This window comes from Mycobacterium sp. pUA109 (assembly GCF_041287095.1).
Classification (GTDB): Bacteria; Actinomycetota; Actinomycetes; order Mycobacteriales; family Mycobacteriaceae; genus Mycobacterium.
In genome coordinates this window covers 213,157-226,682 of sequence record NZ_JBGGKS010000005.1, presented here as the reverse complement: position 1 = coordinate 226,682, position 13,526 = coordinate 213,157, and the positions used below count along the sequence as shown (strand labels likewise).

At 71.7% G+C, this 13,526-nt stretch carries 13 protein-coding genes and 1 pseudogene; 4 read left to right on the top strand and 10 right to left on the bottom strand.

Annotated elements, in window-relative coordinates:
- Position 1 precedes the first annotated feature (1 nt).
- Both ACAG26_RS08265 and ACAG26_RS08260 read right to left on the bottom strand, forming a co-directional pair.
- Complete coding sequence (locus ACAG26_RS08265; protein ID WP_370481071.1) at positions 2-439, bottom strand: type II toxin-antitoxin system VapC family toxin; 438 nt, start codon at positions 437-439, stop codon at positions 2-4.
- Positions 436-669, bottom strand: a complete 234-nt coding sequence (locus ACAG26_RS08260; RefSeq protein ID WP_370481070.1) for an antitoxin — start codon at positions 667-669, stop codon at positions 436-438. Before ACAG26_RS08260 ends, ACAG26_RS08265 begins: the two co-directional genes overlap by 4 nt.
- A gap of 80 nt (positions 670-749) precedes the next feature.
- Here ACAG26_RS08260 and ACAG26_RS08255 point away from each other — a divergent pair, with 80 nt between their 5' ends.
- The 3 genes from ACAG26_RS08255 to ACAG26_RS08245 all read left to right on the top strand — a co-directional run bounded on the left by ACAG26_RS08255 (position 750) and on the right by ACAG26_RS08245 (position 5,205).
- Positions 750-2,237 (top strand): glutamate--cysteine ligase, encoded by a 1,488-nt coding sequence (locus ACAG26_RS08255; protein WP_370481067.1) that lies wholly within the window; start codon positions 750-752, stop codon positions 2,235-2,237.
- Between the two features lie 75 nt (positions 2,238-2,312).
- Positions 2,313-2,516: a hypothetical protein gene (locus ACAG26_RS08250; RefSeq protein WP_370481065.1), complete on the top strand. Its 204-nt coding sequence runs from the start codon at positions 2,313-2,315 to the stop codon at positions 2,514-2,516.
- A gap of 64 nt (positions 2,517-2,580) precedes the next feature.
- Positions 2,581-5,205: a LuxR C-terminal-related transcriptional regulator gene (locus tag ACAG26_RS08245; protein ID WP_370481063.1), complete on the top strand. Its 2,625-nt coding sequence runs from the start codon at positions 2,581-2,583 to the stop codon at positions 5,203-5,205.
- A 26-nt stretch (positions 5,206-5,231) separates the two neighbouring features.
- On the opposite strand, the gene ACAG26_RS08240 is transcribed toward ACAG26_RS08245, so the two are convergent.
- The 3 genes and pseudogenes from ACAG26_RS08240 to ACAG26_RS08230 form a co-directional block, all read right to left on the bottom strand.
- Entirely contained in the window at positions 5,232-6,224 is a 993-nt protein-coding gene (locus ACAG26_RS08240; RefSeq protein WP_370481220.1) for an alpha/beta fold hydrolase, read from the bottom strand.
- A 135-nt stretch (positions 6,225-6,359) separates the two neighbouring features.
- Entirely contained in the window at positions 6,360-6,779 is a 420-nt protein-coding gene (locus ACAG26_RS08235) for a hypothetical protein (RefSeq protein ID WP_370481236.1), read from the bottom strand.
- Between the two features lie 211 nt (positions 6,780-6,990).
- Positions 6,991-7,257 (bottom strand): annotated as a pseudogene (locus ACAG26_RS08230) (helix-turn-helix domain-containing protein); the annotation flags it as partial.
- Between the two features lie 135 nt (positions 7,258-7,392).
- Here ACAG26_RS08230 and ACAG26_RS08225 point away from each other — a divergent pair.
- Positions 7,393-8,073 carry a class I SAM-dependent methyltransferase gene (locus ACAG26_RS08225; RefSeq protein WP_370481061.1) on the top strand — a complete coding sequence of 227 codons (681 nt, stop codon included), beginning with the start codon at positions 7,393-7,395 and terminating at the stop codon, positions 8,071-8,073.
- A 70-nt stretch (positions 8,074-8,143) separates the two neighbouring features.
- On the opposite strand, the gene egtE is transcribed toward ACAG26_RS08225, so the two are convergent.
- From egtE to egtA, 5 genes are read right to left on the bottom strand one after another with little or no spacing between them, the layout of a single operon-like run.
- Entirely contained in the window at positions 8,144-9,307 is a 1,164-nt protein-coding gene (gene egtE, locus ACAG26_RS08220) for an ergothioneine biosynthesis PLP-dependent enzyme EgtE (RefSeq protein ID WP_370481059.1), read from the bottom strand.
- Positions 9,256-10,221 carry an L-histidine N(alpha)-methyltransferase gene (egtD, locus tag ACAG26_RS08215; RefSeq protein WP_370481058.1) on the bottom strand — a complete coding sequence of 322 codons (966 nt, stop codon included), beginning with the start codon at positions 10,219-10,221 and terminating at the stop codon, positions 9,256-9,258. Before egtD ends, egtE begins: the two co-directional genes overlap by 52 nt.
- Positions 10,221-10,910, bottom strand: coding sequence for an ergothioneine biosynthesis protein EgtC (egtC, locus tag ACAG26_RS08210; RefSeq protein ID WP_370481057.1), 690 nt, complete (start codon positions 10,908-10,910; stop codon positions 10,221-10,223). The genes egtD and egtC overlap by 1 nt, the downstream gene beginning before the upstream one ends.
- Positions 10,910-12,190 carry an ergothioneine biosynthesis protein EgtB gene (gene egtB, locus ACAG26_RS08205; protein ID WP_370481056.1) on the bottom strand — a complete coding sequence of 427 codons (1,281 nt, stop codon included), beginning with the start codon at positions 12,188-12,190 and terminating at the stop codon, positions 10,910-10,912. Before egtB ends, egtC begins: the two co-directional genes overlap by 1 nt.
- Entirely contained in the window at positions 12,187-13,479 is a 1,293-nt protein-coding gene (egtA, locus tag ACAG26_RS08200; protein ID WP_370481218.1) for an ergothioneine biosynthesis glutamate--cysteine ligase EgtA, read from the bottom strand. Before egtA ends, egtB begins: the two co-directional genes overlap by 4 nt.
- Positions 13,480-13,526 lie beyond the last annotated feature (47 nt).

The window sequence follows — 13,526 nt, the reverse complement described above, 5'->3', positions numbered from 1 at the left end:
GTCAGCCGGCGAACGGGTCACGCACCGTGATGCCCTCGAACTTGCGGAAGTCACGGTCATGGGTCCAGATGGTGGCGATGCCGTGCTGCCGCATTAACGCGACGAGGTGCGCGTCGGGCACGAGGTTACCCTTGGGGCGCACGGCATCTGCGACCCGCCGATACACCGCCCAGAACCCGTCGCTTTCCCCGACCTGCCGGATGTGCGGCCGCGCGACCAGTTGCTCGATATTGCCGGCGGCCACTTCCGGCGACAGCGGCGTATCCAGCAGTGCCGGGTGGGTCACGATGCGCAGGTAACCCATTGCCACCGGCCACAACAAATAGACCAGCTCGGGCCCGGCGAGAAACCGCTCAACGAGGGCCTTGGCCCGACCATGAAACGGGCTTCCGCGATCGGTCGCGTACACCAGCACATTGACGTCGAAGGTCTGGCTCATTCCTCGACCGCCCGGTCCAGCGCCGCCCAGACCGCGTCCTTGTCGCCGAGGTCGACCCGGGGCCGTAGCTCCGCGGTCGTCCAGCTCACATCGAGGCGTGCCTGGGGCTTGTTAGCGAGGGCCTGCGCCAGCAGCTCGGACACCAATTGTCCTAGCGTCTTGCCCTCGTCCCGCTGTCGTTGCTTGAGCACCCGCAGGATGTCGTCGTCGAGATCGATCGTGGTGCGCATACATCTGATGTTACTCTCCATCGCATCTGATGCAGCCTCGTTAGTTGCGCAACGACCGCCGCCCCTGTTGCATCGACGGTGTGGGCGACGAGGTCGAACGCACGGCGTACAACAGCACGCATCGCCGCGAGTACCGGCGCAAGGTGCAGCTGTGCCTGGACGTCTTCGAAGCCATGCTGGCGCACTCGGACTTCGAGTTCGATCGCCCGTTGACCGGCATGGAAATCGAATGCAACCTGATCGGCGCCGACTACCAGCCGGCGATGTCCAACCAGAATGTGCTGACCGCCATCGCCGACCCGGCCTACCAGAGCGAATTGGGCCGCTACAACATCGAATTCAATGTCGCGCCCCGGCCGCTGCCCGGGCACTCCGGCCTGGAGTTGGAGGACGAGGTGCGGGCCAGCCTCAACGCCGCCGAAGCCAAGGCCAACACCGACGGCACCCACATCGTCACCATCGGCATCCTGCCCACGCTGATGCCCGACCACCTCGACCGCGGCTGGATGAGCGAGTCGACCCGGTACGCCGCCCTCAACGACTCGATCTTCACCACCCGCGGCGAGGACATCGTCATCGATATCACCGGCACCGAGCGGGTGTGCCTGCACACCTCCACCATCGCTCCCGAATCCGCCTGCACCAGCATGCAATTGCACCTGCAGGTCGCCCCGGAGGATTTCGCCGACAACTGGAACGGCGCGCAGGTGCTGGCCGGGCCGCAGCTGGCGCTGGGCGCCAACTCGCCCTACTTCTTCGGCCATGAGCTGTGGTCGGAAACCCGGATCGAACTGTTCACCCAGGCCACCGACACCCGCTCGGAGGAGCTGAAGGTCCAGGGGGTGCGTCCGCGGGTGTGGTTCGGCGAGCGGTGGATCACCTCGATCTTCGACCTGTTCGAGGAGAACGTCCGCTACTTCCCGCCGCTGCTGCCCGAGCTGTCCGACGAGGATCCGCGGTCCGAGCTGGCCGCGGGACGCACCCCGCAGCTGGCCGAACTGCGGCTGCACAACGGCACGGTGTACCGGTGGAACCGGCCGGTGTATGACGTCGTGGACGGCCGCCCGCACCTGCGGGTGGAGAACCGGGTGTTGCCGTCCGGACCGACGGTGGTGGACATGCTGGCCAACGCCGCCTTCTACTACGGCATGCTGGGCACGTTGACCCGGGAGGATCGGCCGCTGTGGACCAAGATGAGTTTCGCTGCGGCACAGGACAACTTCCTGGCGGCGGCGCGCCGCGGGATCGCGGCGCGACTGTACTGGCCGGGGCTGGGCGAGGTGGCCGCCGACGAGCTGGTGCTGCGCCGGCTGCTGCCGATGGCCGACGAGGGGCTGCGGTCCTGGGGGGTGTCCGCGGCGGTGCGGGACCGCTACCTCGGGATCATCGAGGGCCGGGCGAAGACCGGCCGCAACGGCGCCGCCTGGCAGGTGGCCACGGTGCGGGCGCTGCAGCAGGGCGGAATGAGCCGGCCCGCCGCGCTGGCCGAGATGCTCAAGCGGTACTGCCAGGGCATGCACAGCAACGAGCCGGTGCACACCTGGGAGCCGCCGGCCGGAAATGCGTAGTTGATTACTCGACCCGGATTGCCCGCACCGCGCTTCACTGATTGCCGTGCGGAGAGCAGGAACCGAGGCCCGGTGATGGACGGCGCGGATGGCGAGCGGGAGCGGGCGCTGCGCCGGCTGCCGGCGGCGTATGCGACCGCGCTGCGGTTGCGCACCGACGGCGCCACCGACGCGGTGATCGTCGAGCGCCTGGACATCGAGCCGGAGGCTCTCGATCCGTTCATGCGGATCGCGGAGGCCAAGCTGGCCGCCCTGATGAGCCAGCAACTGTCGTGCTAAAAGGCCCGTCCGCGCTCCGCCGATCACCACCCGACGCCCGAGTCGCGGTCGTACCATCCATTTCATGCTCACCGACTGGCCCCTGGTGGGGCGTCGTGAAGAGCTCGGAGTGATCGGTTCCGCGCTGGGCTCGGTGCATGCCCCGGGCTCCGGGGTGGTGTTAGCGGGAGCCGCGGGTGTGGGTAAATCTCGCCTGGCCCGCGAGGTCCTTACCCGCGCCGGCTCCGGCCGCACCGTCCGCTGGGTGGGGGCGACGCATTCGTCCCGGCCGCTGGCGTTGGGGGCCCTCGCTCCACTGGTCGGTGAGGTCGGCACCTATCAGGCTCGGACCATCCCGCAAGCCGCTGCCGCCGTGGCCGCTGCCCCACCCGGCGCGGTGCCCCTGATCGGGATCGACGACGCCCACCTGCTCGACGACGTGTCCGCGGCGGTGCTGCACCACCTGGTGCTGTCCCACGCCGCGCCGGTGGTGCTCACCCTGCGCAGCGGCGCGCTAGCGCCCGACGCCGTGACCGCCCTGTGGAAAGACAGCTACCTGCCGCGCATCGACCTGCAACCGCTGTCGGAGTCGGAGACCACCGAGTTACTGGAGGCGGTGCTCGGCGGACCGGTGGAAGGGCTGAGCGCACACCGGCTGTGGGAACTCAGCCGTGGCGTGGTGCTGTTTCTGCGGCATCTGGTCGACCAGGAGCGCGCGGCGGACCGGCTGCGCGCCGAGCACGGGGTGTGGCGCTGGTCGGGGTCCGGGCCCGACCTGTCCTCGCCGCTGGCCAGCCTCATCGAGACGCAGATGGGGGCGCTACCCGGCCCGGTCGGCCGGGTGGTGGACCTGCTGGCGATCGCCGAGCCGCTGGCCGTCGACGAACTGACGTCGCTGGTCAGCACTCGGGCGGTCGAACAAGCCGAAACCCGCCGGCTCATCACCGTCGAGACCGTGGGCCGCGACAACCTGGCGGCGCGGCTCGCGCATCCGCTCTACGGCGAGCTGCGCATGGCCCGCACCGGGCAGCTGCAGCGGCGGCGGCTGCGCGGCCAGGTCGCGACCGCACTGGCGAAAACCCCGGACACCGGCGCGGAACGCACGCTGCGCCGCGCGATGCTCACCATCGACTCCGACCTGCCGCCGAACCCGGCGCTGTTCACCGCCGCCGCGCAGATCGCGTTTTTGCTCTCCGACATGTCGTCATGTGAGCGGCTCGCCGGGGCCGCGCTGGCCGCGGGCGGCGGCGGCTTCCCCGCTCGACTTGCCCGCAGCTATGCCCACGTCTGCCTCGGCCGCGTCGACGACGCCGAACGCGAGTTGGAGCTGCTGGAGGCCGAGTGCACCGACGACGCCCAGCGCGCGGCCGCGACCAGTGTGCGCGCGGCCAACCTGTTTTGGGGGCTGGGTCGCCTGGCGCAGGCTGAGGCGGTACTGGATCGGACCGACGCCGCCATCGGCGACGACAACCGGCGTGTCCCGGTGACGGCGATACGGGCGGCGTTCTGCGCCGGCCTGGGCCGACCCGAGGAGGCGCTGTCCTACGCCCAAAGCGCCTTAGCCCACGCCGCGCTTCCCGGCCCGATGGTCGCCGTCGCAACCTACGGGCTCGTCGGCGCCCTGGGCAGCCTCGGCTGGGCCGATCAGATCGCCGATGCTGCGCACCGCGGCTATCGCGGTGCGGCCGACGCGGTCGACGCGGTGTCCCTGCGGCAGGGGTTGTGCAGCTTTCAACTCACTGGGCTTGCGGCCGCCGGGTATTTGGATGAGGTCGAGCGGATCGTTGCCGAGCAGCACGCGCGCACCCGCTGGGAGTTGGGGCCGGTGCACCTGTTCGGGCTGACGCTGGTCGGCTGCGGCGCCGTGGCCCGCGGACGGTTGCCGATCGCGATCCGATTGCTCAACGAGGCCCGCGCCGGACTCAGGGGAGTCAGCGCCTTGGGTTACGACTACTTGGGCTTGCTTGCCCTGGTCCGGGCACACGCCATGGCCGGCCACACCGACCTGGCCCGGCAGCGGTTAGCGGAGTTGGAGGCGGCCACCCACCCCGCCTACGGGTACCTCGACGTCGAAGCGATCCTGGACCGCGCCTGGGTGGACGCCGCCGAGGGTGCCACCTCGACGGCGATAGCCCGCGCCCACGACGGGGCGGCGCTCGCCGCGACGCGGCACCAATGGGCGTATGAAGTGGTGGCGTTGCAGACCGCGACACGCTTCGGGGACTCGGGCGGTGTCACCCGGCTGGCCGAGTTGGCACCGACCGTCGACGGGCCGCGCGCCCCCGCTGCCGCCGCCCACGCCGCCGCGCTGGCCGCCGGCGACGGGCCCGGTCTCGACGCGGCGTCGGCCGCCTGTGAATCCATGGGAGATCCGGTCACGGCCGGCGACGCCGCCGCCCAGGCGGCGGTCGTCTACCAGCGCCGCGGTCAGCGCGGCTCCTCACTGACCGCCGCGGCCCGCGCTCGCCGGCTCGCCGACCTCACCGGCGCGCACACCCCCGCCATTGCCGCGATCAGCGACCTCGACTCCCCGCTGACCGCCCGCCAGCGTGAGATTGCCCAGCTCATCGGGCAAGGGATGAGCAACCAGCAGATCGCCGACCGGCTGGTGACGTCGGTGCGCACCGTCGAAGGCCACATCTACCGGGCCTGCGGCGTCCTTGGCATCTCCAGTCGCGACGAACTTGCCGCCACCGTGCGCGGCACCTGACGCCGCCGGACCGCGTTGGTGGTGCCTTACGTCGCCCACCGCACCGCGGCTGGCGGCCGGTGCCGCGGGGGTGCGCTGGCGAGCCCGGTGCGCAGCAACTGCCGCAGCCGGTCCAGGTCGTAGACCGCGGCCTTGGTGGAGTCGATGAAACGCTCCACCACGTCGATAAACCGGTCCGGATCGTCGTGGAAGGGGAAATGCCCGCAGCGGTCGAAGATCGCCAGCCGCGAACCTGGCATGGCGGCATGGGCCAGCCGGGCGTGCCGCACCGGGATCACCGAATCCCGTTCACCCCAAATGAGCTGTGTTGGAATGGGTTCCGTCAGATAGCAGCGATCCAGCATGGTGATCATTTGGCCGTGCCAGTCGACGACCGCCCGTAGCCTGCGGGCGAAGGACGCCGACGCCGCCGGGTCGCTCAGCTCGCCCAGCGCCCGCAGCACATGGGGAAGGTCGAGGCCGAATCCGGTCGAGCCCGCCGCCAGCCGGACCACCCGGCCGACCAGCCGCAGCGTCAGCAGCGCGCCCGGCAGGCGCAGCGCCACAAGCGCTTCGCCGACCATCGGCAGCGACGCCACCCGCAAGGCGATGCTCACGTCCCTAGACACCCCGCCGGTGGCGACGAGCACCAGCCGCTGGACCAATTCGGGGAACTGGTACGCGAATTGAATGGCGACACCACCTCCAAGCGAATGCCCCACCATGGTGACCCGGTCGATGCCCAGCACCAACAGCAAATCCCGCAGCGCGTTAGCGTACGCCGACGCCGAGGAGTCGGTCCCGGTACTGGCCGATTTGCCGTGCCCCAGCAGATCGGGGGCAATCACGGTGAACCGGCGAGCCAGCCTGGCCTGCACCATGTTCCACGTCGATGAGCTGCCCCCGAGGCCGTGGATGAGCACGATGGCCGGGCCGGACCCGGCGATCCGGAATGCGTACCGGGAGCCGTGGATGGTGCGGAACTCCAGCGCCGGGCTGGCGCAGCGTGCCCGACGGACTTCCGTTTGCCGCTGCGACACGTTGGCCACCCGGCCCCAGGTCGTCATCGAACCCGGCTGTTCGCAGTCGTCGATGTCGCTGCGGGCGGCGACATCGGCGGGTAGGCCGAGGACATGGACTTCACCTTTCTGTGCCCGGTGGTCGGCTGGATCAGGTCATCCGGTGAAGACCTTCGGACTCGGCGACGGCTGCGGCCAGGCTGCCGCCATCGCAAGTGGGGTGGCGTGGGTTTCGCTGCGGTACGGTCCCGGTCGCCCCGCGCCGGGGATGGCCAGCTGAAGTTGCTGGCCGATTCGGCGGGCGGCGCAGGTAACCAGGTCCTTCAGGCCCGGTGACACCGTGGGCGCGTCGACGAGGGCGGCCACCGCGGCGGCGCACCGGCCGTCGGGCCGCCACACCGGCGCCGCGACCCAGCTCAAACCGGCGCCGTCGTGGTCGTCGATGACGATCGCTAACCGGTCCCGTCGGTCCCATCGCGGCCGGCCCAGAGCGGGCGGGATCGCCGCGGCGCCGCGGTTGGCGAACAGCACCCGTCCGACCGCGGTGCGTTCGCCATCCAAATCGACCGGCGGCACACCAGGACTTCTCCCGGCATACCGCAGCGGTGATCAGACGCGCCCGCCCCTCGTAGGGCACGTACACCGCCGCGGCCGTCCGCGCTAACGCGGCCAGGGTCCGTGTCGGCTCGCAGGCGGCCTGCCTGAGCTGCGGGTCGGGTTGCCAGCAGCTGCCGAGTCGGGCGATCACGGGGCCGATGAAGTAGCGGTGTTCGATGCGTTGGACCGCCCCGACGTCGATGAGTTGCTCGGCCAGGCGGTAGACGGTGGTCTTGGCGAATCCGGTCGCGCGGGCAAGCTCGGTCAGACCCAGCCCGGCGTCGGCGCGTCCCAGCATGTCCAGTACCCCGAACGCGCTCTCGAGCACACCCCGGCGGCCCCCACCATCAGCCGCCCCGTGCTTGAGCGCTGCCGCCGACGACGCACTCACGCGCCACCCACCAACAGGTTTCCCCAGTGGACCGCTAGGTAGGTGTGGCTGCCCGGAAAGCACCATGCACCTCCTCTCGGCCGGCACCGCGCTGTCCATCAAGTGTCGCCGAGTAACCCGGGCGGAACGCGCGTAGTGCACTACCCAATTTGCGGACGCCGTCTACTCGCTGACAGCCTTGCGCTGAGTATGGTCGGACCCATGACCGAGGTGATGGACTGGGACGACGCGTACCGGCAGCAGGGCGTCTTCGAGGGGCCGCCGCCGTGGAATATCGGTGAACCGCAGCCCGAGCTGGCCGCGCTGGTCGCCGCCGGCAAGGTCCGCAGCGACGTGCTCGACGCCGGCTGCGGCTACGCCGAATTGTCGCTGGCGCTGGCCGCGCAGGGCTATACCGTGGTCGGCATCGACCTGACCCCCACCGCGGTGGCCGCCGCCACCAAGGCCGCCCAGGACCGCGGGTTGGGCACCGCGACGTTCGTGCAGGCCGATATCACCGCGTTCACCGGCTTTGACGGCCGGTTCAACACGATCATCGACAGCACCCTGTTTCACTCGCTGCCGGTCGAGGGCCGCGACGGCTACCTGCGTTCGGTGCACCGCGCCGCCGCACCCGGCGCCCACTACTACGTGTTGGTGTTCGCCAAGGGCGCCTTCCCCGCCGACTGGGCGACCAAACCCAACGAGGTCGACGAGGACGAGCTGCGCGCCGCGGTCAGCACCTACTTCGAGATCGACGAGATCCGCCCCGCCTACATCCACTCCAACGTGCCGCAGGTGCCGGGCGCCGCGGCCGCACCGCCGCCGCACCCGCTCGACGACAAGGGGCGGATGAAGATGCCGGCGTACCTGCTGAGCGCGCACAAGCCCCGGTCGGGTTAGCGCCGAGATCGACGCTATCGTCGGCCGCACTCGAACTTCCTCACGCTGCCGTCGATCTCGGCGGGGTGGCTCACCCGAGATCGGTCAGCGCCGCGGTGAGGGCCGCCAAATCTTCGGCCGTACAGTCCAGGTGCGGGGACACCCGCAGCACGGCTTCGCTCATCTCCAGCGGCGCACGTTCGACGCCCGCCGCGGTGGTGACGATGCCGTGCCGGGCGATCAATGCGGCCCGGACGTGCCCGACGTCGACGCCGGGCGGCGGCGCCAGCGTGGTGATGGCGCTGGGCTCGTCGACCGCTTCGATCACCCGCCAGCCGGGCACCGCGGCCAGCACGGTGCGGCTCAGCGCGCCCACCTCGGCCAGGCGGGCCCGCACCGCCGCCGGACCGCAGGCCAGGTGCTCGCCCAGCGCCACCGAAAACCCCACCCGGGCCGCCACATTGGCTTCGCCGAACTCGAGCCGCTGCGCGACGGTCAGCCCCGACCCCGCCGGCAGCAGCCGGGGCCGCAGCCGGCCCAGCAGCCCGGGCCGCAGCGCCAGCGCGCCCACCCCGCGCGGGCCGGCCATCCATTTGCGCGACGACGTGTAGGCCGCGTCGGCGCCCACCGCGCAGTCCACTTGGCCGAGGGCTTGGGCGGCGTCGACAATCAGCGGCACCGCCAGCCGCATACACACCCGCGCCAGTTCGGCCAGCGGCTGCACGACGCCGCGGTGGCTGGCCAGCGCGGTCAGGTGCACCAGGTCGGGCGGGTCGGCGGTCAGCTCGGCGGCGGCCTGCTGCACCCGCAGCCGGCCGTCGTCGTCGACCGGCAGCAGCCGGCGGGTGAAGCCGTGCGCGGTCATCACCGCCAGGTTGGGGCCGTATTCGCCGGGCAGGCAGGCCAGCGTGCGGCCGCCCGGCCAGCTGTCCAACAGCAGGTTTAACGCCTGCAACGAGCCGGTGGTGAACACCACTTCGGCGTCGGGCATGCCGAACAGTGCCGCCACCGCGGCGCGGCCGGCGTCCAGCACCGGCGCGGCCGCCTCGGCGGCGACGTATCCGCCGAGTTCGGCTTCGTGGCGGGCGTGGCGGGCGGCGGCCTCCAGCGCGGCGAAGCTTTGCCGCGAGCAGGCCGCGCTGTCCAGGTGCGGGCCGGCCGTGGCGGGCCGGGCCGCGCGCCACCGGTCGGCCAGCGACTGGCTCACTTGCCGGCCAGTGACAGCCCGAAGTCGCCGGCGGGGTCGGTCCACCACCGGGTGCGTTGTAACCCGGCTGCGGCCAGCTCGGCGGCCACCGCGTCGGGACGGAATTTGCAGGACACCTCGGTGAGCATCTCTTCACCGGCGCCGAAGTCGACGGTCAACTCCAGCGCCGCGATCCGCACCCGCTGCGCGCTGGTGGCCCGCAGCCACATCTCGATGCGTTCGGCGTCGGCGTTCCAGCGGGCCACGTGCGTGTACGCGTCGAGGTCGAAGTCGGCGTCGAGTTCCCGGTTGATCACCGCCAACACGTTGCGGTTGAACGCCGCCGTCACCCCGGCGGCGTCGTCGTAGGCGCGGACCAGCCGGGCGGTGTCCTTGACCAGGTCGGTGCCCAGCAGCAGGCTGTCGCCGGGGGCCAGCACCGCGGCCAGCGACGCCAGGAACTCGGCGCGTGGCTGCGGGGTCAGGTTGCCGATCGTCGAGCCTAAAAACACGAACAGCCGCCGGCCCCCGCCCGGGATCTCGGCCAGGTGTTCCTCGAAATCCCCGCAGACGGCCGCGGTTTCGATCGTGGGGTACTCGCGCTGGATCGCCGCTCCGGCGGCCTCCAGCATGCCGGCGTCGACGTCGAACGGCACGAAGCGGCGCAGCGTGCCGGCCGCGTGCAGGGCGTCCAGCAGCATCCGGGTTTTCTCCGAGGTGCCGCTGCCGAGTTCGACCAGGGTGTCCGCGCCGGTGATCGCGGCGATCTCCGCGGATCGGTCCCGCAGGATCGCCGCCTCGGTGCGGGTCGGGTAGTACTCCGGCAGCCGGGTGATCTGATCGAACAGGTCGCTGCCCACCGAGTCGTAAAACCATTTGGGCGGCAGCGACTTCGGTGAGCGCTGCAGCCCGTGCCGCACGTCGTGGCGCAGCGCCCGGTGGGCGGCGTCGGCGGCGAGGTGGTTCGACAGCGACAGGGTCATCACGATCCTTCCAGCGGCGTCAGGGTGACCCGGTCCTCGGTGACCGTGACCAGGTGCCGGTCCGGCACGTCTTGCCAGGCCGGGTCGTCGTCGTAGGGTTCACTGGCTACCACCACGCCGTCGGGGCGGTGCAGCAGCGATAAGGTGTCGCCCCAGGTGGTGGCCAGTAGCCGGGAGCCGTTGCCGGCCAAGATGTTGAGCCGGGCGCCCGGGTCGCCTGCCCCGATCGCGGCAATGGATTCCCCGAGGGCGTCGACGCCGCGGGCGAACAGCGCCGCGGCCAACACCGCGCTGTCGCAGGCCGATTCGGCCGCGCCCGAGGCCGGCAGCGTCGCGCGGTCGACGACGCCGTTGTGGGACAGCAGCCAGTGGCCGTCGGTGAACGGTGCGGTCGCGCTGGCTTCGATCGGCATGCCGACGGTCGCCGAGCGGACCGCGGCCACCACGCAGTGGCTGCGCAGCGCCGGTGCGACCGACGCGAACGAGGCGTCGCCCCACAGCGGCATCGGGCTGCGCCAGCGGCGCGGCTCGGTGCCGTCGAAAAACCCGACCCCCCACCCGTCGGCGTTCAGCAGCCCGTGTTTTTGCCGGCGCGGCGCATACGACTGCACCGTAAGGCCGTTGGGCGGGTCGCACACCAGGGACGACACCGATACCGCGGCGCCCAGCCAGCCCAGGTGCCGACACATCAGGCGTCCCAGGCCAGTCGGAGGCCGGCGAAGATCTGCCGCCGGTACGGGTGATCCCAGTTGCGGAAGCTGGGCCGCAGGATCTCGCCCGCCACCGCCCACGATCCGCCGCGCAGCACCCGGTAGTCGCCGCCGAGGAACGGCTGGGTGTAGCGCTGGTAGATCATCGGCGTAAAGCCGGGCCAGGGTTGCAGTTCCGAGCTGGTCCATTCCCACACGTCGCCGAGCAACTGTTCGGCGCCGTAGGCCGACGCCCCGGCCGGGTAGGCGCCGATCGGGGCCGGGCGCCGGGCGCCGCCGCCGAGGTTGGCGTGCGCCGGCGACGGCTCGGCCGACCCCCACGGGTAGCGGCGCCGGGTCTCGGTGCGCGGATCCCAGGCGCACGCCTTCTCCCATTCGATTTCGGTGGGCAGCCGCGCCCCGGCCCACGCCGCGTAGGCCTCGGCCTCGAAGTAGGTGACGTGCTGCACCGGCTCGTCGGCGGGGATGTCTTCGACGTGGCCGAACCGGGTGCGGGTCGCCAGGTCGGGGTGCCAGAACTGCGGCGCACTCAGTCCGGCGCGCTGCCGGTGCTCCCAGCCGCGCGGCGACCACCACCGGGCTTGGCGGTAGCCGCCGTCGTCGATGAAGGCGCGCCATTCACCGTTGGTGACCGGGACCCGACCGATCCGAAACGCCGGGACCTCGACCGGGTGTGCGGGGCGTTCGTTGTCCAGCGCGAACGGTTCGCTGGCCGCGTCGACACCGAGCACGAACGGCCCGCCGGGCACCAGCACCGAGGTGCCGGCCAGCTCGGGCCGGCCGGCCGGCAGCGGGGTCCCCGCATCCAGCAGCGGCGCCCCGGTGCGCAGGTTCAGCGCCTGCAGCATCGTTTCGTCGTGCTGGTGTTCGTGGCTGACCACCATCCCGAACACGAAACCGGCGTCGGTTTCGTCGGGCAGCGCGTCGAGGGCGTCCAGCGCCGCCGACCGCACGGTCCGGCAGTACCGCAGTGCCTCGGTCGGGGACAGCAGCGGCAGCTCGACCCGGCTGGCGCGCGGGTGCACAAACGCGTCGTAGAGCCCGTCGACCGCCGGCGGCAGCAGCCCGGGCCGCTCCGGGTCGCCGCCGCGCAGCAGCCACAGCTCCTCCTGCTGGCCGATGTGCGCCAAATCCCACACCAGCGGGCTCATCAACGGGTCGTATTGGCGACACAACTCGGCCTCGTCGAGGTCGACCAGCGCCAAGGTGCGCTCCCGCGCCCGGATCAGGTCACCGGCCAATGTTTCGCGTGGACTCACTGCTGTCCTTGCGCCAGCTGGGCGACCGCGGGTGCGATCCCAGCCTCGATCACCCGGTCGGCGAAGTCGTCGGCGGGGCAGCGGCCGCGCTCGACCAGGTGCACCAACCGCGCCATCGCGTCCTGCAGCGGGGTCGGTGCGCGTTCGGCGGCCAGGCTCACGCACCGGGTGGCCGCGGTGTGGATCCGGCGGTCCCCCAGGCCGAGCCGGGCCGCGACGTCCCAGGCGGTGGCGACGGGCTCCACGGCTTCGGCGGCGAAATCGGCGGCGTCCGGGTCGTCGAGCAACGTCACCAGCGTGTACACCACCGCCGGCCACAGCGCGTCGCCGACGCTGTCCAGGTAGCGGATCTCCAACCAGCGCCGCGGACGCACCGGCGGGAACAGGGTGGTGAGGTGATAGTCCAGGTCGGCCTCGGTGGGCCGGCGACCCCCCAGCAGGGTGCGGCCGTCGGCCCAGTCGGCGAACGGCACGTACTGGGTCATCGCCACCGCGTCCGGGTTGTGCACCAGCATCACCGGCGCCTTGAGCGCATAGCGTGCCCAGTCGATGCCGGGGTCGGCGCCGCTGCCGCCCAGGATGGGCCCGCAGCGGGCGGCGTCAAGCTGGCTCCACACCCGCTGCCGGGTGGACTGCCACCCGGAGAAGGCGCCGCCCAGCAGCGGGGAGTTGGCGGCGATCGCGACCATCGTGGGCCCCAGCGCGTGCGCCAGCCACACCCGCGCCGCCCACCCGGCCCGCGGTCCGGCATCCAGGTTCACCTGGATCGACGCCGTCGACGTCATCATCGCCGCACCGGCCACCGCGGTGTAGCTGGCGGTGAAGAACCGTTCCATGGCCTGGTACCGGGCGCCCGGGTTGATCCGGCGCGCCGGCCGCAGCGGATCGGCGCCCAGCAGCACCAAGCCCAGCCCGGCGGCGGTGAACGCCGACCGCAGCACCGCCTGGTCGAGCGCCATCGCCTCGATCGCCGCGACCGCGCCGGGCAGCGGCGGGCCGGACAGCTCGACCGCGCCGCCGGGTTCGACACTGACCACCGACCCTCCCGGCAGCGGCGGCAGCGCGTTCAAAATCGCGCTGAGTTCATCCCAGCCGGGCCGCCGGCCCGGGTCGGCCAGGTCATAGCAGTGCGCTTCGACCTCCAGGCCCACGCGGCCCAGCGGGGCGTCGATCAGGCAGCTGTCGGCAAGCTGCTCGGCGGCCGCCGACGCCCCGGCCAACTCCCCTTCGGCGGCCTCGGTCGGCTGCGACACCTGCGACGTTATGGCGGACGTCATCTCCACGGACACCTCCGGGCCCACCCGGTGGGCCGTTGGCTGGTGCGCGGCTACCCGGC

Coding starts and splice junctions, on each gene's coding strand:
- ACAG26_RS08260 (WP_370481070.1), bottom strand. CDS start 669: ATGCGCACCACGATCGATCTCGACGACGACATCCTGCGGGTGCTCAAG.
- egtC (WP_370481057.1), bottom strand. CDS start 10,910: ATGTGTCGGCACCTGGGCTGGCTGGGCGCCGCGGTATCGGTGTCGTCC.
- egtD (WP_370481058.1), bottom strand. CDS start 10,221: ATGACCCTGTCGCTGTCGAACCACCTCGCCGCCGACGCCGCCCACCGG.
- ACAG26_RS08250 (WP_370481065.1), top strand. CDS start 2,313: ATGGACGGCGCGGATGGCGAGCGGGAGCGGGCGCTGCGCCGGCTGCCG.
- ACAG26_RS08225 (WP_370481061.1), top strand. CDS start 7,393: ATGACCGAGGTGATGGACTGGGACGACGCGTACCGGCAGCAGGGCGTC.
- ACAG26_RS08265 (WP_370481071.1), bottom strand. CDS start 439: ATGAGCCAGACCTTCGACGTCAATGTGCTGGTGTACGCGACCGATCGC.
- ACAG26_RS08245 (WP_370481063.1), top strand. CDS start 2,581: ATGCTCACCGACTGGCCCCTGGTGGGGCGTCGTGAAGAGCTCGGAGTG.